Raw genomic sequence first — 24,506 nt, forward strand, 5'->3', positions numbered from 1 at the left:
CGTGGAGCTCGCGCCTCCTCCAGTCCAGCAGTCGCTGCTACAGCCGTTGGCGTTGAGATCTCCACACCAGGTAGAGCGCGGAGGCGACGGCCGCGCAGCGCACCACCCATGGCCAGGTCTCGGCCATCGCGTCGCTCATGTGCCCCTCGCGGATCGGCTCGCCCCACTTGCCTTCGTTCCTGCCCCACAGCCACGCGATCCCGGCCGCCACGGAGAGCCCCGGCAGCCCGATGACGGCCCCCTTCGCCTCGGCGCGGCTGAGCCTGCGCGAGGCATAGGCGAGGAGCCAGCCGCCGCCCAGGGCAAGCCAGTTGCCGAGGATGGCGCCGACGGTGAGCAGGGCTGCGGCGAGCAGCAGGAGGGGGTTGCTGAAGCGGGGCGTGGCTTCGACCACGGCCGCGGGGGCGGGGCGCCGGAGGCGGATGCGGCGCCGGGGGCGGGCGTCGGCTTCGACCGCGCCCTCTTCCTCTCCCTCCTCTCCCTCCTCTCCCTCCTCGTCCTCCCACTCCTCCGCGTCGAGGTCCTCCTTTTCGAGGGGCTCCTTGCGCGGGGGCTTGAGGATTTCCGGGATTTCCACGCCGCCGGTGAAACCCGGAACGCTGTCGGCGAGGCCGAAAGGGCTGCTGTCCACACGCCACCAGTCCGGCTCCGAGCCGCTCTCCCCCAGCTCGTCCGTGCCCGCGAGATGGGGCGGGGACGGGCGCTGGTCCTCCCAGGCCGGCTCCGGCTCCTCCGCGGCCGGACGGGGCCGGGGGATGACGCGGCGGCGGGGCCGCTTGGGCCGTTCCTGGGGTTCCGCGCGACGCTGGGTGGGGACGGCGGGGCGGGGATCGGCGCTCTTCGGTACGTCACCGGCCCCGGAGCCCGCGGCTTCGACCAGATCCTCCGGGGCGCCGAGGCGGTCCAGGATCCGGCGTATCGCGGCCGGGCTGTCGACCGTGGTCTTGGCGCGGCTGCGGTCGATCTCGTTCCGCAGTTCGGAGACCAGGCGCATACGGGTGCCGGACGGCAGCTGGTGCTGCTGGGCCAGGTCTCCGACGCGGCTCAGATAGTCGAAGACGAGCTGATCGCTCTCGATCCCCACGAAGTCCCCTCCGGGGCGGCTGCGTTGCTGGCTTTGACCGTACCGTTTTCTGGCGGGGGCGCCCAGTTCGGCTCCGGCCTGCGGGGCCCCTCCCGCCTCACGCCCGAGGGGTCGCTGTCCGCCCCGAGATGGACTGGCAAGGTCTTCGCGACCGCCGCGTTCGGGGTGGCCGTACTGCCTTCCCTCGCCGGGGGCCTCTCCCGCCCACCCGCCCGATCACCCCGCAGCGACCTCTGGACGAACAAGCTTTCCCGCCCACCCACCCGATTGCCCCGCAGTGGGGTGGGGAATGGCCCCCGAACACCCGCAGTCGGCAGCGCTCGCGAGGGGACGTGTCGGTATTTCCGCCCGGAGCACGGTTCGCGGCACTCCGGAGCCGAAGCACCACAGCGACCACCGGACGATAGCGAGGACGGACATACCGGCGCGGCCCCGCACCCACAGACGAACAGACACCGACACCGCACCCCGGGCACACCACACCGCCACGACGAACAGACACCGCCCCCCCCCGGCCCGCCCCAGGGCCCCAGCACCCCCGCCCAAGCCCCCCGACCCGCTACCGTGAGCCGGATGAGCACCGACGAGCAGCCCCAGCGCCCAGCGGACACGCCCCGGTCCCTCGCCGAGGCGCTCCGGTCACGGGATGACGTGTCCCTCGGTGCGCTCCTCCACGCCCGGCCCGATCTGCTCAGCCCCGTCCCCAACGATCTCACCCAGCTCGCCACCCGCGCCGCCACCCGCGCCTCCGTCATCCGCGCCCTGGAGCGTCTCGACCGGTTCGCCCAGCAGGTCGCCGAGGCACTCGCCGTGGCTCCGGAACCGGCGACGTACGAAGAGCTGCACGCGCTGGTCGCCGGGGACGAAGGAGGCAACGGCGTGGACGCCGCGTTGAAGCGGGCCCTGGCCACCCTCCGGGAGCAGGCGCTCATCTGGGGCGCAGGCGACCGCGTACGCCTGGTCCGCGCCGCACGCGAACTCCTCGCCCCCGCCCCGCAGTACCCCTCCCCCACCGGCCTCGGCCCCACCGTCGCCGAGGCCACCGCGGGCATGTCGCCGAACCGTATGCAGGACATCGTGGCGGCGGCCGGGCTGCCGTCCACGCACGACGCGGTCTCCGCGGTGCGCTCGCTCACCGAGCTCTTCACCGACCGCACCCGCATGTCCGCGCTCCTCGACGAAGCCCCCGCCGAGTCCGTCGAGGTGCTCTCGCGGCTCGTCTGGGGCCCGCCCTACGGCCAGGTCACCGCCGACCCGGCCCGGCATCTGCGCTGGCTCCTGGACCGCGGCCTGCTGCTCCCGACCTCGCCGGGCACGGTCGTACTCCCCCGGGAGGCCGCCCTGCATCTGCGGGCGGGCCGCGCGCACCGGGCCCTCGTACCGGTGCCGCCGCCCGTCGAGCCGCTGCGCGAACACCGTCCACAGGTTGTGGACGCGGCGGCGGCCAGCCAGGCGTACATGGCGCTCGACATGATCGAGGAGCTCCTGAAGGACTGGGACGAGGGCGGCCCCACCGTCCTGCGCGCGGGCGGCCTGAGCGTGCGGGACCTGAAGCGGACGGCGGTGGCCCTTGACGTACCGGAGCCGGTGGCGGCGTTCTGGGTCGAACTGGCCTACGCGGCGGGCCTCGTGGCCACGGACGGTGACGCGGACGAGCGGTACGCGGTGACACCGGCGTACGACGACTGGCAGGAGCTGCCCGCCGCCGAGCGCTGGTCGGTCCTGGCCAGGGCGTGGCTGACGGCGACCCGCACGGCGGGCCTGATCGGCGGCCGGGACGGCAAGGACCGCACACTGTCGGCGCTCGGCCCGCACCTGGACCGCTCGTCGGCGCCGGAGATCCGGCGCCGGGTCCTCACGCTCCTGACCACGCTCCCGGAGGGCGCGAGCCCGACGCCGGAGTCGATGCTTGCCCGCCTGAGGTGGGAGCGTCCGCCGCGGGGCGCGGCGGGGGGCGGCGCCTCCGGGGGAGGCGTGTCGTCCGGGGCCTCGGCCTCCGGCGCGCCCATGGAGCTGCGGGCGAGGATCGCCCAGTGGACGCTGAACGAAGCGGAGTTGCTCGGCATCACGGGCCGGGGCGCGCTGTCGGCGCACGGGCGGGCGCTGCTCGGCCCCGAGGGCGAGGAGACCCCCCCGGAGCCCGCCGCACCCGAGACCGCGCCTGCCCCCGCACCCGCCCCCGCCGAACTCGCCGCCTCGGCCGCCCGCGCCGCCCGGCTCCTGGCGCCCCTGCTCCCCGAGCCCCTGGACCACGTCCTGCTCCAGGCGGACCTCACCGCCGTGGCCCCGGGCCCGCTGGGCCGTCCGCTGGCCGAGACGCTCTCCGTGCTCGCCGACGTGGAGTCCAAGGGCGGGGCGACCGTGTACCGGTTCACGCCCGGCTCCGTACGGCGGGCGCTCGACGCGGGCAAGTCCGCGTCCGACCTGCACGCCTTCCTCGCCGCCCACTCCCGCACGCCGGTACCGCAGCCGCTGGCCTACCTCATCGACGACGTCGCCCGTAAACACGGCCACCTGCGGATCGGCGCCGCCTCCGCGTACGTACGCTGCGACGACGAGGCCCTCCTGAACGAGATCCTGGCGGACAAGCGCTCCCAGGGCCTGCGTCTGCGCCGCCTCGCGCCTACCGTGCTCGCCGCGCAGGCCGATCCGGGGGCGCTGCTCGAAGGCCTCCGCTCCATGGGCTTCGCGCCCGCCGCGGAGAGCGCCGAGGGCGACGTACTGATCACCCGGGCCCACGCCCACCGCTCACCGCCCCGCACCGCGCCCGAGCCCGTCCACGACGGCCCGCCGCTGCCCGACGCCACCCTCATCGGCTCCGCGGTCCGCGCCATCCGCGCCGGCGACCTCGCCTCGACCACGCCCCGCAAGGCGACCCCGGAGGCGGGCGACACCCTGCCCCGCACGACGGCCTCCGAGACCCTCGCCACGATGCAGGCGGCGGTCCTGACGGGCGAGGCGCTGTGGATCGGCTACGTGAACGCGGAGGGCTCGGCCAGCCAGCGGGTGATCGCCCCGATCCGGGTGGAGGGCGGCTTCGTCACGGCGTACGACCACACGGCGGACGAGGTGCGGACGTACCCGCTGCACCGGGTCACGGGGGTGGCGGAACTGGCGGAGTGAGGGCTCGGCTCCCGCGGCTCCCGCCTGCCCTTGTATCCCGCGTCACCCCTGCCACCCCGTCCGATGCGGCACACTGGACGTTTGGCTTACCGAAAGGGTGCGCGCGTGAATGGTCCCTTGATCGTCCAGTCGGACAAGACCCTCCTGCTCGAGGTCGACCACGAGCAGGCCGACGCCTGCCGCCGTGCCATCGCGCCCTTCGCGGAACTGGAGCGCGCCCCGGAGCACATCCACACCTACCGGCTCACGCCGCTGGGCCTGTGGAACGCCCGGGCCGCCGGGCATGACGCCGAGCAGGTCGTGGACGCGCTCGTGGAGTTCTCCCGCTATCCCGTGCCGCACGCGCTCCTGGTGGACGTCGCGGAGACGATGGCCCGCTACGGACGGCTCACGCTGTCCAAGCACCCGACCCACGGGCTCGTCCTGACGTCGACCGACCGGCCGGTCCTCGAAGAGATCCTGCGGTCGAAGAAGGTGCAGCCGCTCGTCGGGGCGCGCCTCGACCCGGACACGGTCGCCGTGCACCCGTCCGAGCGCGGGCAGATCAAGCAGACCCTCCTGAAGCTGGGCTGGCCCGCCGAGGACCTCGCCGGGTACGTCGACGGAGAGGCCCACAGCATCGAGCTAGCGGAGGACGGCTGGGCGCTGCGGCCGTACCAGAAGCAGGCGGTCGAGGGGTTCTGGCACGGCGGCAGTGGTGTCGTCGTACTGCCGTGTGGTGCGGGAAAGACGCTGGTCGGGGCCGGTGCCATGGCCGAGGCCAAGGCGACGACGCTGATCCTGGTGACCAACACCGTCTCCGCCCGGCAGTGGAAGCACGAGCTGGTGAAGCGGACCTCGCTGACGGAGGAGGAGATCGGTGAGTACAGCGGGACCCGGAAAGAGATCCGGCCCGTCACCATCGCCACGTACCAAGTCCTGACGACGAAGCGGAAGGGTGTCTACCCGCACCTGGAGCTGTTCGACTCCCGCGACTGGGGGCTCGTCATCTACGACGAGGTGCATCTGCTGCCCGCGCCCGTCTTCAAGTTCACCGCCGACCTCCAGGCGAGGCGGCGGCTCGGCCTGACGGCCACGCTGGTGCGGGAGGACGGCCGGGAGTCGGACGTCTTTTCGTTGATCGGGCCCAAGCGGTTCGACGCTCCGTGGAAGGAGATCGAGGCGCAGGGGTACATCGCGCCCGCCGACTGTGTCGAGGTGCGGGTCAATCTGACGGACTCGGAGCGGCTCGCGTACGCGACGGCCGAGGCCGAGGAGAAGTACCGGTTCTGTGCGACCACCGCCACGAAGCGGAAGGTCACGGAGGCGCTCGTCAAGAAGCACGCAGGTGAGCAGACTCTGGTCATCGGGCAGTACATCGACCAGCTCGACGAGCTGGGCGAGCACCTGGACGCGCCGGTCATCAAGGGCGAGACGACGAACGCGCAGCGCGAGAAGCTGTTCGGCGCGTTCCGGGAGGGCGAGATCTCCGTTCTCGTCGTCTCGAAGGTCGCCAACTTCTCGATCGACCTGCCGGAGGCTACGGTCGCGATCCAGGTGTCGGGGACGTTCGGCTCCCGGCAGGAGGAGGCACAGCGGCTCGGTCGCGTGCTGCGTCCGAAGGCCGACGGTCACGAGGCCCGCTTCTACTCCGTCGTGGCGCGGGACACCATCGACCAGGACTTCGCGGCGCACCGGCAGCGGTTCCTCGCGGAGCAGGGGTACGCGTACCGGATCGTGGACGCGGACGAGCTGCTGGCCGACAGCTGAGCGCGAGGGTTGCGGCCAGCAGGGGGTAGGGCGAGGCGAGCGGCTGCTGCCAGTGGGGTAGTTGCAGGTCCAGATTCCCCTGGTGGGGGACCAGCCAGAGGGTGCGGGCCGTGAAGAGGGTCGCCACCGCCGCGGTCAGGCAGGGGCGGCCCTCCGCCATGAGCAGGGCCAGGAGCGGTACGCACCAGACCCAGTGGTGGGACCAGCTGATGGGCGAGATCAGCAGCGCGGTGAAGGCGGTGACGAGCACGCCACGGGGTTCGCTGGAGGCGCGCCGGGCGAGCCACAGCCCCGCGATGCCGGTGAGGGCGGCGGGCACGAGCCACGCGAGGCCGGGTTCCGGTTCGTGCAGAGCACGTGCGACGAGCCCTTGGAGCGACTGGTTGTCGACGATCCATGCCTTGCCGACGCGCCCGGTCTCGAAGAGGCGGTGGGTCCAGAAGTCGGCGCTGGCGGAGGGCAGTACGAGCGCGCCGAGCGCGACGGTCCCGGCGAAGGCGGCCAGGGCGGTGCACCCTTCGCGTACGCGCCCGGTGGTGAAGAGGTACGCGATGAAGAGGGCAGGGGTGAGCTTGATCCCGGCGGCGACCCCGAGCGCGAAGCCCTTGCCGATGGCGCCCGGGGGCCGGGTGAGGTCCCAGAGGATCAGGCAGACGAGGGCGAGGTTGATCTGCCCGAAGACAAGCGTCTGGAAGACGGGCTCGAGCCAGAGGGCGAGGGCGGTGCAGGTGAGGAGCGCCCGCGGGGTGACGGCGCGGCCGACGAGGCGCCCGGAGAGGTGGATGAGGAGGGCGAGGAATCCGGTGTTCCCGACGAGGAAGGCGACCTTGAGGGCGGGGAGGGGAAGCCAGGTGGTGGGTACGAAGAGGATGGCGGCGAAGGGCGGATAGGTGGCCGGAAGCTCCCACTCGGTGACGGTGAACCCATAGAGATCACTCCCGCTGGCCACGGCGGCCCCTTCGGCGCGGTAGACGAGGGTGTCGGCCATGGGGATGCGTTGCTCTACGCAGAGGGCGGCGAGGACGGCCAGGGAGACTGCGAGGAGGGCTACGGTTACCGGCGGGGCCTTAGCGCAGCGTGACGCGGCGATCACAGGCAGCTTCTTCACGGCGCTGACCCTAGTGGATCTCTACGGTCGGTCGGCCGGCCGGCCGGTTCGGGGTCGCTCCGTCTGTGGGGCGGGGGCGCGCCGGTATGTCCGTCCTCGCCATCGTCCGGTGGCCGATGGGTTGCTGCGGCACCGGAGCGCCGCGAACCGTGCTCCGGGCGGAAATACCGACACACCCCCTCACGAGCGCTGCCGACTGCAGCCAATCGGTCGCGCTGCCGGGCAATCGGGTGGGTGGGCGGGAAAGGCTTGTTCGTCCAGAGGTCGCTGCGGGGCAATCGGGTGGGTGGGCGGGAAAGGCTTGTTCGTCCAGAGGTCGCTGCGGGGTGATCGGGTGGGTGGGCGGGAGAGCCCAAGGCACGCCCCCGGGGGGAAAAGCGATGGCCCCCGGTAACGGGGGGCCATAGGATGCCCGGTCTGCCCGGGTGCAACCCGCCCGCCGCCGGCCCGGTCGGCAACCGGCCGGCCCAAGACACCCGCACCCCCTGCCGGAGGCACCCCGTGCACGCCGCCCACCACCCCGACCCCCTCTCCCGCGAACGCACCCACCTCGCCGCATCCCGCTCCGCCCTCCGCGCCATGCGTGAGGACGCCGAGGCGCTCGACATCCGTGACGTCACCGCGAACTGGGTGAACGCCGCCGTGCTGCAGAGCCAGATCGACGACCGGATCAAGTCCCTCGCCGACCTCTCGCACACCCCGCTCTTCTTCGGGCGGCTCGACTATCTCCACGCCCCCGGCGCCGACCAGGCGGAAGGCGCGGAGGGCGAGCAGTTCTACATCGGGCGGCGGCACGTCCACGACGCCGACGGTGATCCCATGGTCATCGACTGGCGCGCCCCCGTCTCGCAGCCCTTCTACCGCGCCTCGAAAAAGGCGCCGATGGACATCGGCCTGCGGCGGCGGTTCGGTTACACGGGCGGTGAGCTGACCGCGTACGAGGACGAGCATCTCAGCGACGCCGACGAGGTCGAGCAGGCCAGCAAGCTGCTCCAGCAGGAGATCGAGCGGCCCCGCGTCGGCCCCATGCGTGACATCGTCGCCACCATCCAGCCCGAGCAGGACGAGATCGTACGCAGCGGGCTCGGCGGATCCGTCTGCGTCCAGGGCGGGCCCGGCACCGGCAAGACCGCCGTCGGCCTTCACCGTGTCGCCTATCTGCTGTACGCGCACCGCGAGCGCCTCGCCAGGACCGGGACCCTGGTCATCGGGCCCAACAAGTCCTTCCTCCACTACATCGAGCAAGTCCTCCCCGCTCTCGGTGAGTTGGAGGTCAAGCAGGCAACCGTGGATGATCTCGTCGCCCATGTGGAGGTACGGGGGTCGGACGATGCCGCCGCTGCCGTCGTCAAGGGCGATGCCCGCATGGCCGCCGTACTGCGGAAAGCCCTGCGCTCGCATGTGAGCATGCCGAGCGAACCGGTCGTCGTGGTGCGCGGGTCGCGGCGCTGGCGGGTGCCCGCGTACGAACTGGAGGAGATCGTGGGCGAGTTGCTCGCCCGCGACATTCGGTACGGCGCCGCCCGCGACGCCCTGCCGCAGCGCATCGCGCACGCCGTCCTCGTACGGATGGAGCAGGCGGGCGAGGCCCCCGACGACCGCGTGCAGGATGCCGTGGCCCGCAACCCCGCGGTGAAGGCCGCGGTCAAGGCCGTGTGGCCGCCCGTCGACCCCGCCAAGCTCGTCCTGCGGCTTCTCTCCGACGCCGATTTCCTCGCCGTACACGCGGAAGGGATCCTCGACGAGGACGAGCAGAAGCTGATCCTCTGGAGCAAGCCCGTGCGTGGCGTCAAGGCCGCCAAGTGGTCGGCCGCCGACGCCGTGTTGATCGACGAGGCCAGTGATCTCGTGGCCCGGACGCACTCCCTCGGGCATGTCGTGCTCGATGAGGCGCAGGACCTCTCCCCCATGCAGTACCGCGCCGTGGGGCGTCGCTGCACCACCGGTTCCGCCACCGTCCTCGGCGACCTCGCCCAGGGCACCACGCCCTGGGCGACCCGGAGTTGGGCCCAGGCGCTGACGCATCTGGGGAAGGGCGACGCGGTGGTGGAGGAGCTCACCGCCGGTTTCCGTGTGCCGCGGGAAGTCATCGCCTACGCCTCCCGGCTGCTTCCCTTCATCGCGCCCGGTCTCGCCGAGGTGAAGTCCGTGCGTGAGTCGGCGGGTTCGCTCGTCGTGCGGCGCGTGGCGGATCTCGACGCCGAGGCCGTCGCGGCGTGCGTGGAGTCGCTTGAGCAGGAGGGGTCCATCGGGCTCATCGCCGCCGACGCCCGCGTTCCCGCGCTGGCCAAGGCGCTGGAAGCGGCCGGGATGACGTATCTCGCGCCCGGCGATGAGACCACCCCCGACACCCGGCTCACCCTCGTACCGGCCTCCCTGGCCAAGGGACTTGAGTACGACTACGTGGTACTCGACGAGCCCGCGGCCGTCGTCGACGGCGAGCCCGACGAGCGGACGGGCCTGCGGCGGCTGTACGTCGCGCTGACCCGTGCCGTCTCAGGGCTCACCGTCGTGCACTCGGCCGCACTCCCCGAGCAGCTCGCCCCCTAGGCCAGGGGGCCGCGGGCATGCCCGCGGGTCATGACTCTCGCCCCTCGGTGCCGTCCGCCGGGGCGCCGGCGGACGGCAGGTGCGTGACGACGAGCACGATGCCCGCGAGCGTCACGACCCGCGTGGCCGCGTCCAGGCCGTTCCAGTCCTCCGACTGCCACATGGCGAACCATTCGCCGCCGACCCCGATGAAGCCCGCCCCGAACAGGACGAGGACCATCAACAGGCCGATCGTCCCTGCCCGTCGGGCCCGGCGCAGTCCAACGGGGCGGCGCAGGGCCCGGGCCCACAGGGCCGTCGCCGTGAGGAGGATCAGCGCGGCCAGGGTTTCCCAGACGATGATCGCGACGTACGCGGTGTCCTGCAGCGCGGTGGACCGCACCGCGCGCCACATCAGGTCGTCGTCCTTGAAGGTGGTGTCCATGGCCAGGACATGGCGTACGTACTGCTGGTTGCTGTCGAAGTCGGTGATGTTCCCGAACGCGACGAGTGTGATGTAGAGCGCCACCGTCCCGGTGAGCAGCGTCGCGGCGACGGGCAGCGTCCCGGCCGCGAGCATCCGCTCCGCGGGACGCGTCTTGTCTGCTGGTATCGGCATGAAGTCCCCTTCGTGTCCGTCCAGTTGTATCGCGTCCCGCACGGAGCATCCCGCACGGATAGCGCTCAGGCGTCCAGCGCCTCGCGCCACTCCCGTACCGCGTCCACGGAGACCGGCGCCGACCAGCCGTCCGGCCGCGAGGCCCCGCCGATGTGGAACGCGTCGACGCCCGCCGCCTTGAGCCGGGGAAGGTGGTCGAGGCGGAGGCCGCCGCCCACCAGGATCCGCTGCTCGTAGCCCGGTTCGCCGGAGCGCGCGGCCTCGGCGAGCAGCGTGGGCAGGCCGTCGTCCACGCCCGTCGCCGCGCCCGCGGTGAGGTAGGTGTCGAGGCCGGGCAGGTCCGCGAGCTGCTTTCGCAGGGCGTCGCGGTCGGGGGCGCGGTCGATGGCCCGGTGGAAGGTCCAGCGGCAGCCGTCCAGCGCGTCGGCCAGCTCTTCCACTACGGCGATGTCGGCGCCGCCCGTCTCGTCGAGGAAGCCGAGCACGAACTCGTCGGCGCCCGCGCTCCGGAGCTCGCGTGCCCGGCGCAGGAGTTCGGCGACGTCGCCCGCGGCGAAACCGTCCGCGAGGCGCAGCATCACGCGCAGGGAGATGTCCACGGCGGCGCGGATCTCGGCAAAGGTCTCGCGGGACGGGGTGAGGCCGTCCGCGGCCATGTCGGTGACCAGTTCGAGGCGGTCGGCGCCTCCGGCCTGGGCGGCGACGGCGTCCTCGGCGTCGAGGGCGATCACCTCCAGGACTGCACGCTTGCTCATGGATGTCTTCCTTCTGGTCCGGGGCCGCGGGTCGGAGATCTACCCCATATAGGTCCTACCCGATATAGGTCTAGTCCAATTACCCAGCCTACGCGCAGATCACCCCGGTGCGACCCAAGCGCACCGGGGTGATCGTAAGGACATGTACACGTCCACCTTGCCCGGGGTTCAGCTCAGCGGCTTGAACCCCCGCAGGCGCAGGCTGTTGCCGACCACGAAGACCGAGGAGAACGCCATCGCGGCGCCCGCGATCATCGGGTTCAGCAGGCCCGCGGCGGCCAGCGGCAGCGCGCCCACGTTGTAGGCGAAGGCCCAGAACAGGTTCGACCTGATCGTGCCGAGCGTCCTGCGGGAGAGACGGATGGCGTCCGCCGCCGCGCGCAGATCTCCTCGTACGAGCGTCAGATCGCCCGCCTCGATCGCGGCGTCCGTGCCCGTGCCCATGGCAAGACCCAGGTCGGCCTGGGCCAGCGCCGCCGCGTCGTTCACGCCGTCGCCGACCATCGCCACGCTCCGGCCCTCAGCCTGGAGCCGCTTCACCACGTCGACCTTGTCCTGCGGCATGACCTCGGCGATCACGTCATCGGGGGCGATGCCCACCTCCGCGGCGACCGATGCCGCGACCGCCTTGTTGTCGCCGGTCAGCAGGATCGGGGTGAGGCCGAGCGCGCGCAGGCGGCGGATCGCCTCGGGGCTCGTCTCCTTGACGGCGTCCGCGACCTCAAGGACTGCTCGCGCCGCGCCGTCCCAGGCGACCGCGATGGCCGTACGTCCCGCCGCCTCGGCCGCCGCCTTCGCTCGCTCCAGCTCAACGGGAAGCCGTATCGCCCACTCGGCGAGCAGCGCCTCACGCCCGACCAGGACCGCGTGGCCCTCGACGATGCCCTGTACGCCGAGGCCCGGCACATTGGTGAAGTCCTCGGGAGTGGGCAATGCGCCGACCTGCCCGGCCGCCCCGGTGGCCACCGCCTGTGCGATGGGGTGCTCGGAGGAGTGCTCCAACGCCCCTGCCAGGCGCAGGACTTCGGTGTCCGTGACGCCGTCGGCGGTGTGCGTGGCGAGCAGGGTCATCTTGCCGGTGGTGACGGTGCCGGTCTTGTCCAGGACGATCGTGTCGACCTTGCGGGTCGTCTCCAGGACCTCCGGGCCCTTGATCAGGATGCCGAGCTGGGCGCCGCGCCCGGTGCCGACCATGAGGGCGGTCGGCGTCGCGAGCCCCAGGGCGCAGGGGCAGGCGATGATCAGTACGGCGACGGCAGCGGTGAAGGCTGCCGTCAGACCGGAGCCGTTGCCGAGCCAGAAGCCGAGGGTGGCGACGGCGAGGGCGATGACGACCGGCACGAAGACGGCCGAGATCCGGTCGGCGAGGCGTTGAGCGGCGGCCTTGCCGTTCTGCGCGTCCTCGACGAGCTTGGCCATGCGGGCGAGCTGGGTGTCGGCGCCGACACGGGTGGCCTCGACGACGAGCCGTCCGCCGACGTTGAGCGTGGCGCCGGTGACGGCGTCGCCCTTGGCGACCTCGACGGGCACGGACTCGCCGGTGAGCATCGAGGCGTCGACGGCGGACGCGCCCTCGATGACCTTGCCGTCGGTGGCGATCTTCTCGCCGGGCCGTACGAGGAAGCGGTCGCCGGTCTTCAAGTCGCTTACGGGGATGGTCTCTTCGCGGCCACCCTCACGGATGACGGTGACGTCCTTGGCGCCCAGCTGGAGCAGCGCCTTCAGGGCGGCGCCCGCCTTGCGCTTGGAGCGGGCCTCGAAGTAGCGGCCGGCCAGGATGAAGGCGGTGACGCCCGCCGCGGCCTCCAGGTAGATGTTCCCCGCGCCGTCCGAGCGGGAGATCGTCAGCTCGAAGGGGTGCGTCATGCCGGGAGTGCCGGCCGTCCCGAAGAACAGCGCCCACAGCGACCAGATGAACGCCGCCGACGTGCCGACCGAGATCAGCGTGTCCATCGTCGCCGCGCCGTGCCGCGCGTTCGTGTACGCGGCCTTGTGGAAGGGCCAGGCCGCGTACGTCACGACCGGCGCCGCGAGGGTCAGGGACAGCCACTGCCAGTACTCGAACTGGAGGGCGGGGACCATGGCCATGGCGATGACGGGGAGGGAGAGCAGGACGGCCGCGGTCAACCGCTGCCGCAGGGGCCGCAGTTCGCCATCGGCCCGCTGCTCTTCGTCGTCCGCGGCTTCCGGCTCCGTGCGGGCCGGGGCGGGCTCCTGGGCGGTGTAGCCGGTGGCCTCGACGGTGGCGATCAGGTCCTGTACGGCGATGTCCTCGCCCCGGTAGCTGACCTTGGCCTTCTCGGTGGCGTAGTTGACGGTCGCCTCGACGCCGTCCATGCGGTTGAGCTTCTTCTCGATCCGGGCGGCGCACGAGGCGCAGGTCATGCCACCGATGGCGAGTTCTACTTCTGCCACCTCGGTGGTGCCGGGAGGGGGAGTGGTGGACATGGCTGCGGGCTCCTTTACCGCGGTACCCGGGGCGGGTACCGCTGACGAGATTCATATATACCCCTGGGGGGTACCGAACGCAAGGGATGCGCGGACTTGACTTGGTACCCCCAGGGGGTATCTTCAGGGGTATCGGGGCCACGCGGCTCCACTCGTTCGCCCGCTACGTCCCTCGGGAGTCGTCATGAACACCGGACTGAAGATCACCGCCTTCGCCGCGGCCGTCGCCGCGACCTTCGGGACCGCGTACGGGGTGGGCAAGGGCGTGGACCCCGTGACCTCGGAGAAGAAGCCGGCGAGTGAGCATGGGGAGCACGGGGTCGAGAAGGGGGAGGGGGCGAGGGAAGGGGAGCCCGCCGGGCACGCGGAAGCCGTTCCGGGAGGCCTGCAGATCTCCGAGCGCGGCTACACGCTGGACCTGGAGACGTCGCGTATCGACGCGGAGAAGCGCGAGGAGCTGCGGTTCGCCGTCGTCAAGGACGGCACCGGCAAGAACGTCACGGCGTACGAGAGGGAGCACGGCAAGGAGCTGCACCTCATCGTCGCCTCACGTGACCTGACGACCTACCGCCACCTGCACCCGGTCCGCGCGGCGGACGGCACCTGGTCGACGCCGGTCGAGCTTCCCGAGGCGGGCGGCTATCGCGTCTTCGCCGACTTCAAGCCTGGGGGCGCGGAGGAGGGGCTGACGCTGGGAGCGGATTTGGCCGTGGCGGGGAAGTACGGCCCGAAGGCGCTGCCCGAGACCAACACGAAGGCGTCCGTCGACGGCTACGAGGTCAGCCTCAAGGGCGAGTTGAAGCCAGGGAAGTCGGCGGAGGTGACCCTGAACGTGGAGAAGAACGGCCGACCGGTCACCGACCTCCAGCCCTACCTCGGCTCGTACGGCCACCTGGTCGCCCTGCGCTCCGGGGACCTGGCCTACCTCCACGTGCACCCCACCGGCGAACCCGGCGACGGCAGGACGAAGCCGGGCCCCGGCGTCTCCTTCGCGGCGACGGCTCCTAGCGAGGGCGCTTATCGGCTGTTCCTCGACTTCAAGCATGAGGGGGTTGTGCGGACGGCGGCGTTCACCGTGCGGGTTGGCTCCGCCGGTGGGGGTGGGGAGTCGGGGCACGCGCATTGAGGGCGCGGGGCTTGCCGACTGCGGGCCGGCTGCGGCTTGTCGCGCAGCCCCTTAAGGGGCGCGGGGAACTGCGCGAGCAAGCCACGGCGGGCCCGCGGGCGTGCACGGTGGCTTTGGTGGGCCTCAGTCGAAGATGGGCAGTTCCGACTCCCTCGCCCCCGCCAGTTCGTAGCGCGTCCCCGCCAGGGGACGGCCCGTACACAGGCGGATCAGCGTCGGCGCATCGCCGATGTAGCGGGCCGGGGGCCGCTTGCCGTCGGCCACGCCCAGGGAGAGCGGCTCATCCAACCCGTCGACATCCGCGTGCAGCGAAAGCGCCGACGTCGCCCTGCTGTACTCCCCCAGCACCGCCAACGCGTCGGACAGCCCCGCACCCCCGTACGCACCCGGCAGACCCCACGCCTCCCGCACATCCCCCGCGTGCACCCACTCCCCCAGCGCCACGCCGTCAAGCCGCCCCTTGTACGCGACCATGACCGCGCCCGCCTCCGTCATCCCGCGCTCCAACTCGTCCACCACACGGGAGTTGGACCAGTCGGCGCGCTCGGCGATGTCGCGTTCGTTGCTCTCCGGCGAGTACACGCCCTCCTCGAAGCGCCTCTCGACCACCCGCATCAGCGCCGAGCCGCAGTGCGCCAGCACATGACGCACCGTCCAGCCGGGACAACAGGTCCGGACGTCGTACGCGGCGTCGTCCGCGTCCCTCAACAGCGGTATCAGGGCGTCGCGTTCGGTCAGCAGAAGGCGCCCGGGGCGCTCGGGGTCGTACGTCTCGTCGATCCTCGTGGTCGTCATGGCGGCAGCCAACCGTGTCGTGCCGCACATGGCAACGGTGGGATGTCACGGAATACCCCTGGCGGGTATACAGGCCTTTAGGGTCACCCCATGGCCGACGACAAGGAACTCCGCGCCCGCTGGCACGCGACCCTGCTCCGCGCGAGCGGAGGAACCCCCCAAACGCCCGACCCCGCGCCCGACCCCGCGCCCTACGCGGACAACCTGCTCGCACGCTGGGCCGAGCCGCACCGGCGCTACCACACCACCGCCCACCTGGCCGCGGTCCTCGACCACATCGACGTACTGGAAGAGCACGCGGACGACCCCGACCTTGTGCGGCTGGCCGCCTGGTTCCACGACGCCGTGTACGCCCCGGACCGCTCCGAGAACGAGGAGCGCAGCGCCCGCCTCGCCGAACGCGCCCTTGCCGAAGCCGGGTTGAGTGGCGAGCGCACCGCCGAGGTGGCCCGGCTGGTCCGCCTCACCGTCAGCCACGACCCGGCCGACGGCGACCACAACGGCGAGGCCCTGTGCGACGCCGACCTGGCGATCCTGGCCGCCGCCCCGGACGCGTACGCCGCGTACGCCGCCGCCGTCCGCGAGGAGTACGCCTTCGTGCCGGACGAGGCCTTCCGTGCCGGCCGCGCCGCGGTGCTCGGTCAGCTCCTCGCGCTGCCACGGCTGTTCCGTACGCCGTACGGCGTCGCCGAGTGGGAGGGCCCCGCGCGCGCGAACCTGGCGACGGAAATGGAGCTGCTGAGCGACTGAGGCTCCCGTACTCTCGCCGCATGCTGTGCATGGGCGGGGATCAGGTCGAGGAAGCCGTGGCGCACGCGGCGAAGGTGCTGCGTACGGCGGTGGGGCGAGACTGGAGCGTCAAGGCCGGGGGCCTCGACTGGAGCTGCCTGGAGACGGCCGAGCACGTCGCGGGGTGTCTCGTCGCATACGCGGGGCAGTTGACGGCCCGGGAGACCGAGACGTGGGTCCCCTTCGAGGTGACCTTCGACGAGGGCTCGGGCCCCGAGGACGCGGTCCGCGTCATCGAGTCGGCCGGGGGCCTGGTCTCGGCGGTCGTACGGACCACACCTCCCGGGGTGCGGGCCTTCCACCCCTATCCGTACGGGAGCGCGGACGCGCGAGGCTTCGCCGCGATGGCCACGGCGGAGTTGCTCCTGCATACGCACGACATCGGGCAGGCGCTCGGCGTGGACGCCGAGCCGCCCCCCGCGGCGCTGTGCGAGGCCGTGCTGGCCTGGCTCTTCCCGCAGGTCATGCCCGCGCGCACGCCCGATGAACACTGGGCGACGCTGCTGTGGGCCACGGGCCGCGGTTCCCTTGCGGGGCGCCCTCGCCTCGACAAGTGGCGCTGGCACAACGCCCTGTCGATCCCGGCCGGCCGGGTCACGCTGCGGGAGGTGTCCCCGGCAGCGGCGGCGGATCTCGCCATGGGCGGCGCGGGGGGCCTGACCTGGATCGAGGGCGGGCCCTTCGACGGGACCAGGCGAGCTGCGGAGGGGGTCGCGAAGGCGTACGCGTCCGGGGTGCACCGGCCCGAGTGGGGCATGTTCGCGCTGGTCCGCACGGAGGACGAGGTCGCTGTCGGCGGCATGGGGTTCCACGGGCCGCCGGACGAGGAGGGTGTGGCGGAGGTCGGCTATGACCTGGCGGTCGGCGCGCGGGGGCGGGGTTATGCCTCGGAGGCGCTTCGTTCCCTCTCCGACTGGGCACTGGCCCGTCCCGGGGTCTCGGCGCTGCTGGCCGTCATCGACCACGCCAACGAGCCCTCCCAGGCGGTGGTCACCAGGGCGGGTTACGTCCGCGCCTCGGACCGCGAGAACGCGAGGGCGTACTTGCGGCGCGCTTAGCGGGGTGCGGGAGCCGGGCGCCCCGCAGCGCGGGAGCCCTAAGCTGCCGCCGCTTCGCGGCGATGTCTCCCGCCCGCCCACCCGATTACCCCGCACCCGAAGCGCGACGCCCCACCCAAGCAGAACGCGGCCCGCAGGGAATGTCACGCGCCACCCCAACGTTCCCCACTGTTATGCCGACACCTGATCCAAAGGCCCCCGCCCCCAAGGCTCCCAAGGCCCCCAGGCCAGGAAAAAGCATGCCCATAGCCGTCTACACCCTCGGCCTCGCCGTCTTCGCCCTCGGCACGAGCGAGTTCATGCTCTCGGGGCTCCTGCCCCCCATCGCGGACGACATGGACGTCTCCATCCCCCGCGCCGGCCTCCTCATCTCCGCCTTCGCCATCGGCATGGTCGTCGGCGCCCCGCTCCTCGCCGTGGCGACCCTCCGTCTCCCCCGCCGCACGACCCTCATCGCCCTCATCACCGTCTTCGGGCTCGGCCAGGTCGCAGGGGCCCTCGCTCCCTCGTACGAGATCCTCTTCGCGTCCCGCGTCATCAGCGCCTTCGCCTGCGCCGGGTTCTGGGCGGTCGGCGCCGCCGTCGCCATCGCGATGGTGCCGGTCGACCAGCGCGCCCGCGCCATGGCGGTGATGATCGGCGGGCTCTCCATCGCGAACGTCCTCGGCGTTCCCGCCGGCGCGTTCCTCGGGGACAACTTCGGCTGGCGTTCGGCCTTCTGGGCCGTCGGCGCCGCCTCCGCGATCGCCCTCGTCGGCGTCCTCACGCTCATCCCCCGCATCCCGCTCCCGGCCGAGAAACCGCAGCTGAAGCGGGAGCTGACCATCTACCGCGACCGGCAGGTCTGGCTCTCCATCGCCATCACCGCGCTCGCGGCGGGCGGTGTCTTCTGCGCGTTCTCGTACCTCTCCCCGCTCCTGACGGACGTCGCAGGCCTCGACGAGGGCTGGGTCCCGACCGTCCTCGGCCTCTTCGGGGCGGGCGCGCTCATCGGTACCGTCGTCGGCGGCCGCATCGCCGACGCGCACCTCTTCGGGGTCATGCTGAGCGGCGTCGCCGCGTCGACGCTCCTCCTCGTCGCCCTCGCGCTCTTCTCCGGCACGGCGGCCGTCGCGGTCACCCTCTCGTTCCTCATCGGGTTCTCCGCCTTCTACACCGCCCCGGCCCTCAACGCCCGCATGTTCAACGTCGCGGGCGCCGCCCCCACCCTGGCGGGAGCCACCACGACGGCGGCCTTCAACCTCGGCAACACGGGCGGCCCCTGGCTCGGCGGCACGGTCATCGACCTCGACCTCGGCTACGCCTCGACCGCGTGGGCGGGCGCGGCCATGACGGCGGTGGCCATCGCCGCGGTCACCGTCTCCCTGCGGCTGCACCGCAGGACCCCGAGCCGCGTGGTGACGACTTCGTCAGCCGAAGCCGCCCGCAAGGAGCCTTCACTCCAGGGGCCTTCACTCCAGGGGCCGTAGAAACCGCCGCTCGTAGCGCCGGATGCACCCCGTCCGGCGTGCAAGTTCGATGGCCTCCTGGCACTCGGGGTCGCTCGCGCTGTCAGTGCGGTACTGCTCGTACGCGGCGAAGCTCGGGAAGGAGAAGAGGGCGTACGCGATGTCGCTGTCGCCCTCACTGGGCAGGAAGTAGCCGTGGTGGTCGCCGCCGAAGCGGTTGACCAGGACGACCCAACGGCGGCCGTACTCCTCGAAGTCGGCGATGCGGTCGGGGTCGATCTCGTACTTCAGGTGAACCGTGATCATGCGCGTCACCCTAGGCTCGACCGCACCCCACAGGCCTGCCCTTTTTCGCCCGCTCCACGCTCTACGCGGGCCGCCCCTTCGGCCTCCGCAGCCCCGCGTCCGTAAGCCTGCGCACGAGTTCCTTGGAGCCGACCTCGACCGCGCCCGCCCGCACCGCGTCCTCGTAGCGGTGCGAGGGGATGTCGTAGTGGTCGCGCTCGAAGGCACGCTCCGGCGCGCCGATACCCGCGGCGAACGTGTGCAGTTCCTCGTACGAGACGTCGCTGACCAGGTGGGACCACATGCGGCCGTGGCCGGGCCAGGTCGGCGGGTCTATGTACACCGTCACGCGAGGCTGCCCACGGGGGCCACGACGACGCCCGCCTTGCCGCACACCCAGTGCGGGTCGGGCCCGAGCTCCGGTTCCACTTCGAGCGCGTGGGGGTCGCCGCCGCCGCAGACGGGGCACAGCGGCCAGCGGCCGTAGCGCTCCAGGAGCGCGTCCTGGACGTCCTGGGCGACGAGGCCCGCGACGTACTCGACGCCGTCGGGCCACTGCTCGACCCACCAGCGGCGGTGCGCCACGGCCGCCTCGACCAGCGAGACGACCTCGGCCTCCGCGACCTCGCGGGTCACGAGGTCGGCGAGGACAAGTGCGCGGGCGGCGTGCAGCGCCTGCTCCAAGGGGTCGATCGCGTCCATGCAGCCATTGTCCACCCCACCCCAAGATCCGCCCCCATGGGACCAGCGCCCGCGCCCTTCGGCACCGGAAGGGTCTTGACCCATCCGCCCTCCGAAAATATCTTTCAAGCGTGACCAATGACGTGAAGGAAATTTTCGCGGGTGCGGCGCCCCCCGCCCCGGCCGCCTTGGCGGCCAAGGTGCGGACCCTCGCGCCGTCCATGACCCGCTCCATGCAACTGGTCGCCGAAGCCGTGGCCCACGACCCCGCGGGCTGCGCCGCCCTCACGGTCACCGGCCTCGCCGAGCTCACCGGCACCAGCGAGGCCACGGTGGTCCGCACGGCCCGCCTCCTCGGCTACCCCGGCTACCGCGACCTGCGCCTTGCCCTGGCCGGACTCGCCGCCCAGCAGCAGTCCGGCCGTGCCCCCGCCGTCACCGCCGACATCGCGGTCGACGACCCCATCGCGGACGTCGTGGCGAAGCTCGCCTACGACGAGCAGCAGACCCTCGCCGACACCGCGGCCGGGCTCGACACCGTCCAGCTCGGCGCCGCCGTCGCCGCGCTCGCCGTCGCCCCCCGCGCCGAGATCTACGGAGTCGCCGCCTCCGGCCTCGTCGCCCAGGACCTCGCCCAGAAGCTGCTGCGCATCGGGCACATCGCCCACGCGCACTCCGACCCGCACCTGGCGGTCACGAACGCCGTCACCCTGCACAACAAGGACGTGGCGATCGCGATCACCCACTCCGGCTCGACCGGCGACGTCATCGAGCCGCTGCGGGTGGCCTTCGAGCGCGGGGCGACGACCATCGCGATCACCGGGCGCCCCGGCAGCCCCGTCTCGCAGTACGCGGATCACATACTGACCACCTCCACCGCGCGCGAGAGCGAGCTCAGGCCCGCCGCGATGTCCTCCCGCACGAGCCAGCTGCTCGTCGTGGACTGCCTGTTCGTGGGCGTCGCCCAGCGGACGTACGAGACCGCGGCGCCCGCACTCGCCGCCTCGTACGAAGCCCTCGCGCACCGGCACAGCCCGCGCGGCGGCAGCCGCTGACCTCCCGGCAGCACCCGCCACCCCCCTCGACGCACACGGATCACGAAAGAGCCGCACCTCATGACCTCCACGACCGACGACACTCCCTCGTCCTCCCCCTCCCCCGCTCCCGGCAGCGGCGACACGTACGGCGAGCTCCGCGCCCAGCTGGACACGCTCACCACCGAGGCGTTCCGGCCCGAGCTCTCCGAGATCGACCGGCTGCCCACCGAAGAGATCGCGCGGATCATGAACGGCGAGGACGCCACCGTGCCGACGGCGGTCGCCGAACAGCTCCCCGCGATCGCCGCCGCCATCGACGGCACCGCCGAGCGCATGGCCCGCGGCGGCCGGCTCATCTACGCGGGAGCCGGGACGGCCGGGCGCCTCGGGGTGCTCGACGCCTCCGAGTGCCCGCCCACCTTCAACACCGACCCCGAAGAGGTCGTGGGCCTCATCGCGGGCGGCCCGAGCGCCATGGTCACGGCGGTCGAGGGCGCGGAGGACAGCAAGGAGCTCGCGGCGAAGGACCTGGACGGGCTGCGGCTCACGGCGGACGACGTGGTCGTCGGGGTCTCCGCGTCGGGCCGCACCCCGTACGCCATCGGCGCGGTCGAGCACGCCCGGCGGCAGGGCGCCCTGACCATCGGCCTCTCCTGCAACGCGGACAGCGCCCTCGCGGCAGCCGCCGACCACGGCATCGAGGTCGTCGTAGGCCCCGAACTCCTCACCGGATCCACCCGGTTGAAGGCAGGGACAGCCCAAAAGCTCGTCCTGAACATGCTGTCGACGATCACCATGATCCGCCTGGGCAAGACCTACGGAAACCTGATGGTGGACGTACGCGCGTCGAACGAGAAGCTGCGCGCCCGCTCGCGGCGGATCGTCGCCCTCGCCACCGGCGCCTCCGACACGGAGATCGAGGCCGCCCTCGCCGCCACCGACGGGGAGGTCAAGAACGCCATCCTCACCATCCTCGGCTCGGTCGACGGCCCCACGGCCGCAGAGCTGCTCGCGTCATCGGGCGGCCACCTCAGGGCAGCCCTGGACACCGCGCACAGCTCTCGCCGCAACCCCTGACCCTCAGCCACTGGAAGAACAGCGCCAGCGCCACCCCGTACGCACGCACGCACAGCAAGGCACCCCGCACCATGGCAACAGACAAGAACCGCGCCACAGCCGCCGCGATCCTTCCCCTCGTAGGCGGTGCCCAGAACGTCACGTCGATCGTCCACTGCATGACGCGCCTGCGCCTTGGCCTCGCCGACCGTTCGCTGGTCGACGACGAGGCCCTGAAGGCACTGCCCGCCGTGATGGGCGTGGTCGAGGACGACACGTACCAGATCGTGCTCGGCCCGGGCACGGTCGCCCGTGTCACCCCGGAGTTCGAGGCGCTGGTGGAGGAGGAACGGTCGGCCACTCCCGTGTCTCCTGAGCACACGGTGACCGCCGGTGAACTGGCGGCGCAAGGCGCCGAGATCAGGGCGGCCAGGAAGGCGAAGAACGCAACCCCCTTCAAGCTCTTCCTGCGCCGCATCGCGAACATCTTCGTCCCGCTGATCCCGGCCCTCATCGGCTGCGGCATCATCGCGGGCATCAACGGCCTCCTGATCAACCTTCAGTGGCTCCCGGCGATCACCCCGGCCCTGGCCGCGATCGCCTCCGGCTTCATGGCGCTGATCGCGGTGTTCGTGGGCTTCAACACGGCGAAGGAGTTCGGCGGTACGCCGATCCTGGGCGGCGCGGTGGCGGCGATCATCGTCTACGCGGGCGTGGCGAACATCGAGGCGTTCGGCCAGAAGCTCTCCCCGGGCCAAGGCGGTGTACTGGGCGCACTCGGCGCGGCGGTCCTCGCCACCTACATCGAGAAGTGGTGCAGACGCTGGGTCCCAGAGTCCCTGGACGTCCTGGTCACTCCCACCCTCACGGTCCTCCTCTCCGGCCTGGTCACGATCTTCGGCCTGATGTTCCTGGCGGGCGAGTTCTCGACGGGCATCGGCACGGCGGCGAACTGGCTCCTGGACAACACCGGCGCCTTCGCGGGCCTGGTCCTGGGCGGCCTCTTCCTCCCCTTGGTCATGCTGGGCCTGCACCAGGCCCTGATCCCGATCCACACCACGCTGATCGAGCAGCAGGGCTTCACGGTCCTCCTCCCCATCCTGGCGATGGCGGGCGCGGGCCAGGTGGGTTGCGCGATCGCGGTCTACAAGCGCCTCAAGCACAACACCTCAATCCGTACGACGATCAAGTCGGCGCTCCCCGCAGGCTTCCTGGGAGTCGGCGAACCCCTCATCTACGGCGTCTCGCTCCCCCTCGGCCGCCCCTTCATCACGGCCTGCGTGGGCGGCGCGGCGGGCGGCGCGTTCGTCGGCTTCTTCTCGATGATCGGCGACAAGGTCGGCTCCACGGCGATCGGCCCCTCGGGCTGGGCCCTGTTCCCCCTCCTGGACGGCAACAAGGGCCTGGGCCTGACGATCGCGGTCTACGGCGGCGGCCTCCTGGTCGGCTATCTCGTGGGCTTCTTCGCGACGTACTTCTTCGGCTTCAGCAAGCAGATGCTGGTGGAACTGAACGCGGAGCCGCCCGCACCGGCCGAGCCGACGCCGGACTCCCCCGCCCCGGCGGTCGACCCGACACCGCAGGAAGCGGCACCGGCCAAGGTCTGAGGCTTCACGACCGCAGGGTGCTGAGCGCGGGCGACACCCAACAGCCGGGGCCGCTCGCACTCGATCCGGTGAAGCGTCGCTGGTGCGCGTCTGGCTGGAGCTGCTGCTCCTTACGGTCTTCCGTAAGACCCGAGTGCGCGAGACAGGTCAGGTGGTCCGTGCGGTGGCAGCTCGTAAGGTGTGCGCCGCCGAGCACGAACCCGCCCACGCGACGTACAGCCGCGACGAGAAGGGGGACGGACGATGAACCACAGCCGTTGGAAGCTGGGCCGCGAGAAGCAGCTCGTCGAGGGACACGCCGAGTCCCCCGAGGCGCAGGCCGACCGCGCCGAGATCCGCCTCGCGATGGCCTTCGCCAAGGCCGTGTACGACCGCCGCAAGGAGCTGGGGCTCTCGCAGGCCCAGCTCGCCGAGCGCGCCGGGCTCACCCAGGCCAAGGTCTCCCGAGTGGAAGGCGCCGACGCCGTCCCCACCCTGCCCTTGCTGCGCAGACTGACCAGGGCACTGGACGCCTCATTGAGCATCGCCCTGGACGACGACCACGAGGAGGTCACGTTCATCGCCCACCCGGCGGCCTGAGTCACCCGCGCCCGCTCTGCGGCCGTCCGACCGCCCCCCAAAGATCGGCGTCGGCACGGGCGCGGGCAACGGCATCCAGACCGGCGCGAAAACCTTCCAGGGCAAGTTCCAGACCGGAACGCAGTGGGTCCACCTACCGGAGAAGTTCGGAAACTGGCGAGGCGTCTACAACCGGCTGCGGATGTGGGCCCGCGACGGCACCTGGGAGCGGGTGTTCACCACGCTGATCGGCCAGGCCGATCCCGTGGTGGATTAACCACGATGATCCACCTCGCTGCCGACACCAGTTGCCGCCCCCTGACCTTTCATCTCACCGCCGGACAGGCGGGCGACGCACCCGCTTTTACCCAGGTGATGGCGCGTCTGCGTGTTCCGCGCCGACGCGGGCGGCCCCGCACGAGGCCGGACGTGGTCCTGGCGGACAAGGCGTACTCCTCACGTGCGATCCGCGCGCACCTGCACAAACGCGGGATCCGCGCGGTGATCCCCGTCCCGGCGGACCAGCAGGCCCACCGGCTGCGGCGCGGCAGACAAGGCGGCAGACCACCGGCCTTCGACCGCGACGCCTACAAGCAGCGCAACACCGTCGAGCGGTGCATCAACCGCCTCAAGCGCGGCGGGTGAGGCGGG

General features: G+C 72.0%; 20 protein-coding genes and 2 pseudogenes. 13 read left to right on the forward strand and 9 right to left on the reverse strand.

Annotated elements, in window-relative coordinates; all coding sequences use genetic code 11:
- Nucleotides 1-37: 37 nt before the first annotated feature.
- A complete protein-coding gene (locus ACGFX9_RS25905; protein ID WP_393476488.1) occupies nucleotides 38-1,084 on the reverse strand; it encodes a hypothetical protein in 1,047 nt (348 codons plus the stop codon).
- A gap of 573 nt (nucleotides 1,085-1,657) precedes the next feature.
- On the opposite strand from ACGFX9_RS25905, the gene ACGFX9_RS25910 reads away from it, so the two are divergent.
- Both ACGFX9_RS25910 and ACGFX9_RS25915 read left to right on the forward strand, forming a co-directional pair.
- A complete protein-coding gene (locus ACGFX9_RS25910) occupies nucleotides 1,658-4,207 on the forward strand; it encodes a helicase-associated domain-containing protein (RefSeq protein WP_393476491.1) in 2,550 nt (849 codons plus the stop codon).
- A 105-nt stretch (nucleotides 4,208-4,312) separates the two neighbouring features.
- Nucleotides 4,313-5,956, forward strand: coding sequence for a DNA repair helicase XPB (locus ACGFX9_RS25915; protein ID WP_393476493.1), 1,644 nt, complete (start codon nucleotides 4,313-4,315; stop codon nucleotides 5,954-5,956).
- Here ACGFX9_RS25915 and ACGFX9_RS25920 read toward each other — a convergent pair.
- Nucleotides 5,862-7,064 (reverse strand): annotated as a pseudogene (locus tag ACGFX9_RS25920) (glycosyltransferase 87 family protein); the annotation flags it as partial. The gene ACGFX9_RS25915 and the pseudogene ACGFX9_RS25920 sit on opposite strands and share 95 nt — an antisense overlap.
- A gap of 408 nt (nucleotides 7,065-7,472) precedes the next feature.
- On the opposite strand from ACGFX9_RS25920, the gene ACGFX9_RS25925 reads away from it, so the two are divergent.
- Nucleotides 7,473-9,614: a HelD family protein gene (locus ACGFX9_RS25925; RefSeq protein ID WP_393476496.1), complete on the forward strand. Its 2,142-nt coding sequence runs from the start codon at nucleotides 7,473-7,475 to the stop codon at nucleotides 9,612-9,614.
- A 28-nt stretch (nucleotides 9,615-9,642) separates the two neighbouring features.
- On the opposite strand, the gene ACGFX9_RS25930 is transcribed toward ACGFX9_RS25925, so the two are convergent.
- The 3 genes from ACGFX9_RS25930 to ACGFX9_RS25940 all read right to left on the reverse strand — a co-directional run bounded on the left by ACGFX9_RS25930 (nucleotide 9,643) and on the right by ACGFX9_RS25940 (nucleotide 13,415).
- Complete coding sequence (locus ACGFX9_RS25930; RefSeq protein WP_393476499.1) at nucleotides 9,643-10,212, reverse strand: DUF2165 domain-containing protein; 570 nt, start codon at nucleotides 10,210-10,212, stop codon at nucleotides 9,643-9,645.
- A gap of 65 nt (nucleotides 10,213-10,277) precedes the next feature.
- Entirely contained in the window at nucleotides 10,278-10,967 is a 690-nt protein-coding gene (locus ACGFX9_RS25935; protein ID WP_393476501.1) for a copper homeostasis protein CutC, read from the reverse strand.
- Nucleotides 10,968-11,135: 168 nt separating this feature from the next.
- A complete protein-coding gene (locus ACGFX9_RS25940; RefSeq protein ID WP_393476504.1) occupies nucleotides 11,136-13,415 on the reverse strand; it encodes a heavy metal translocating P-type ATPase in 2,280 nt (759 codons plus the stop codon).
- Nucleotides 13,416-13,599: 184 nt separating this feature from the next.
- Here ACGFX9_RS25940 and ACGFX9_RS25945 point away from each other — a divergent pair, with 184 nt between their 5' ends.
- Complete coding sequence (locus ACGFX9_RS25945; RefSeq protein WP_393476507.1) at nucleotides 13,600-14,541, forward strand: hypothetical protein; 942 nt, start codon at nucleotides 13,600-13,602, stop codon at nucleotides 14,539-14,541.
- A 123-nt stretch (nucleotides 14,542-14,664) separates the two neighbouring features.
- Here the strand turns inward: ACGFX9_RS25945 and ACGFX9_RS25950 are convergent, their stop codons facing one another.
- Nucleotides 14,665-15,336 (reverse strand): maleylpyruvate isomerase family mycothiol-dependent enzyme, encoded by a 672-nt coding sequence (locus tag ACGFX9_RS25950; protein WP_393476510.1) that lies wholly within the window; start codon nucleotides 15,334-15,336, stop codon nucleotides 14,665-14,667.
- A 90-nt stretch (nucleotides 15,337-15,426) separates the two neighbouring features.
- Here ACGFX9_RS25950 and ACGFX9_RS25955 point away from each other — a divergent pair, with 90 nt between their 5' ends.
- The 3 genes from ACGFX9_RS25955 (at nucleotide 15,427) to ACGFX9_RS25965 (ending at nucleotide 18,652) form a co-directional block, all read left to right on the forward strand.
- The gene (locus ACGFX9_RS25955) at nucleotides 15,427-16,086 is read left to right on the forward strand and encodes a hypothetical protein (RefSeq protein WP_393476513.1); all 660 of its coding nucleotides are present in this window, start codon (nucleotides 15,427-15,429) and stop codon (nucleotides 16,084-16,086) included.
- 20 nt (nucleotides 16,087-16,106) lie between these two features.
- On the forward strand, nucleotides 16,107-17,183 hold the full coding sequence (locus ACGFX9_RS25960; protein WP_393476516.1) for a GNAT family N-acetyltransferase: 1,077 nt from the start codon (nucleotides 16,107-16,109) through the stop codon (nucleotides 17,181-17,183).
- A 239-nt stretch (nucleotides 17,184-17,422) separates the two neighbouring features.
- Nucleotides 17,423-18,652, forward strand: a complete 1,230-nt coding sequence (locus ACGFX9_RS25965) for a Cmx/CmrA family chloramphenicol efflux MFS transporter (RefSeq protein WP_393476519.1) — start codon at nucleotides 17,423-17,425, stop codon at nucleotides 18,650-18,652.
- On the opposite strand, the gene ACGFX9_RS25970 is transcribed toward ACGFX9_RS25965, so the two are convergent.
- The 3 genes from ACGFX9_RS25970 to ACGFX9_RS25980 form a co-directional block, all read right to left on the reverse strand.
- Complete coding sequence (locus ACGFX9_RS25970) at nucleotides 18,635-18,937, reverse strand: NIPSNAP family protein (protein WP_393476522.1); 303 nt, start codon at nucleotides 18,935-18,937, stop codon at nucleotides 18,635-18,637. The two genes, ACGFX9_RS25965 and ACGFX9_RS25970, sit on opposite strands and share 18 nt — an antisense overlap.
- A gap of 61 nt (nucleotides 18,938-18,998) precedes the next feature.
- Nucleotides 18,999-19,265, reverse strand: coding sequence for a DUF4031 domain-containing protein (locus ACGFX9_RS25975; protein ID WP_393476525.1), 267 nt, complete (start codon nucleotides 19,263-19,265; stop codon nucleotides 18,999-19,001).
- Nucleotides 19,262-19,618 carry a hypothetical protein gene (locus tag ACGFX9_RS25980; protein WP_393476528.1) on the reverse strand — a complete coding sequence of 119 codons (357 nt, stop codon included), beginning with the start codon at nucleotides 19,616-19,618 and terminating at the stop codon, nucleotides 19,262-19,264. Before ACGFX9_RS25980 ends, ACGFX9_RS25975 begins: the two co-directional genes overlap by 4 nt.
- A 110-nt stretch (nucleotides 19,619-19,728) precedes the next feature.
- On the opposite strand from ACGFX9_RS25980, the gene ACGFX9_RS25985 reads away from it, so the two are divergent.
- From ACGFX9_RS25985 to ACGFX9_RS26010, 6 genes and pseudogenes are all read left to right on the forward strand, one after another.
- Nucleotides 19,729-20,652: a MurR/RpiR family transcriptional regulator gene (locus tag ACGFX9_RS25985; RefSeq protein WP_393476531.1), complete on the forward strand. Its 924-nt coding sequence runs from the start codon at nucleotides 19,729-19,731 to the stop codon at nucleotides 20,650-20,652.
- Between the two features lie 60 nt (nucleotides 20,653-20,712).
- Nucleotides 20,713-21,711: an N-acetylmuramic acid 6-phosphate etherase gene (gene murQ / locus ACGFX9_RS25990; RefSeq protein ID WP_393476534.1), complete on the forward strand. Its 999-nt coding sequence runs from the start codon at nucleotides 20,713-20,715 to the stop codon at nucleotides 21,709-21,711.
- Nucleotides 21,712-21,782: 71 nt separating this feature from the next.
- Entirely contained in the window at nucleotides 21,783-23,297 is a 1,515-nt protein-coding gene (locus tag ACGFX9_RS25995; protein ID WP_393476537.1) for a PTS transporter subunit EIIC, read from the forward strand.
- An 82-nt stretch (nucleotides 23,298-23,379) separates the two neighbouring features.
- A complete protein-coding gene (locus tag ACGFX9_RS26000) occupies nucleotides 23,380-23,544 on the forward strand; it encodes a hypothetical protein (RefSeq protein ID WP_393476540.1) in 165 nt (54 codons plus the stop codon).
- Entirely contained in the window at nucleotides 23,541-23,876 is a 336-nt protein-coding gene (locus ACGFX9_RS26005; protein ID WP_393476542.1) for a helix-turn-helix domain-containing protein, read from the forward strand. Before ACGFX9_RS26000 ends, ACGFX9_RS26005 begins: the two co-directional genes overlap by 4 nt.
- Nucleotides 23,877-23,979: 103 nt before the next feature.
- Nucleotides 23,980-24,488 (forward strand): annotated as a pseudogene (locus tag ACGFX9_RS26010) (transposase); the annotation flags it as partial.
- Nucleotides 24,489-24,506: the final 18 nt, after the last annotated feature.

The organism is Streptomyces sp. NPDC048436, from assembly GCF_043200355.1.
Classification (GTDB): Bacteria; Actinomycetota; Actinomycetes; order Streptomycetales; family Streptomycetaceae; genus Streptomyces.

What these genes read in the sequence shown, in the direction of transcription:
- ACGFX9_RS25945 (WP_393476507.1), top strand. Translation starts at nt 13,600, where the DNA reads ATGAACACCGGACTGAAGATCACCGCCTTCGCCGCGGCCGTCGCCGCG.
- ACGFX9_RS25970 (WP_393476522.1), bottom strand. Translation starts at nt 18,937, where the DNA reads ATGATCACGGTTCACCTGAAGTACGAGATCGACCCCGACCGCATCGCC.
- ACGFX9_RS26005 (WP_393476542.1), top strand. Translation starts at nt 23,541, where the DNA reads ATGAACCACAGCCGTTGGAAGCTGGGCCGCGAGAAGCAGCTCGTCGAG.
- ACGFX9_RS25925 (WP_393476496.1), top strand. Translation starts at nt 7,473, where the DNA reads ATGCCCGGTCTGCCCGGGTGCAACCCGCCCGCCGCCGGCCCGGTCGGC.
- ACGFX9_RS25950 (WP_393476510.1), bottom strand. Translation starts at nt 15,336, where the DNA reads ATGACGACCACGAGGATCGACGAGACGTACGACCCCGAGCGCCCCGGG.
- ACGFX9_RS25935 (WP_393476501.1), bottom strand. Translation starts at nt 10,967, where the DNA reads ATGAGCAAGCGTGCAGTCCTGGAGGTGATCGCCCTCGACGCCGAGGAC.
- ACGFX9_RS25980 (WP_393476528.1), bottom strand. Translation starts at nt 19,618, where the DNA reads ATGGACGCGATCGACCCCTTGGAGCAGGCGCTGCACGCCGCCCGCGCA.
- murQ (WP_393476534.1), top strand. Translation starts at nt 20,713, where the DNA reads ATGACCTCCACGACCGACGACACTCCCTCGTCCTCCCCCTCCCCCGCT.
- ACGFX9_RS25995 (WP_393476537.1), top strand. Translation starts at nt 21,783, where the DNA reads ATGGCAACAGACAAGAACCGCGCCACAGCCGCCGCGATCCTTCCCCTC.
- ACGFX9_RS25955 (WP_393476513.1), top strand. Translation starts at nt 15,427, where the DNA reads ATGGCCGACGACAAGGAACTCCGCGCCCGCTGGCACGCGACCCTGCTC.
- ACGFX9_RS25910 (WP_393476491.1), top strand. Translation starts at nt 1,658, where the DNA reads ATGAGCACCGACGAGCAGCCCCAGCGCCCAGCGGACACGCCCCGGTCC.
- ACGFX9_RS25940 (WP_393476504.1), bottom strand. Translation starts at nt 13,415, where the DNA reads ATGTCCACCACTCCCCCTCCCGGCACCACCGAGGTGGCAGAAGTAGAA.
- ACGFX9_RS25930 (WP_393476499.1), bottom strand. Translation starts at nt 10,212, where the DNA reads ATGCCGATACCAGCAGACAAGACGCGTCCCGCGGAGCGGATGCTCGCG.
- ACGFX9_RS25960 (WP_393476516.1), top strand. Translation starts at nt 16,107, where the DNA reads ATGCTGTGCATGGGCGGGGATCAGGTCGAGGAAGCCGTGGCGCACGCG.
- ACGFX9_RS25965 (WP_393476519.1), top strand. Translation starts at nt 17,423, where the DNA reads ATGCCCATAGCCGTCTACACCCTCGGCCTCGCCGTCTTCGCCCTCGGC.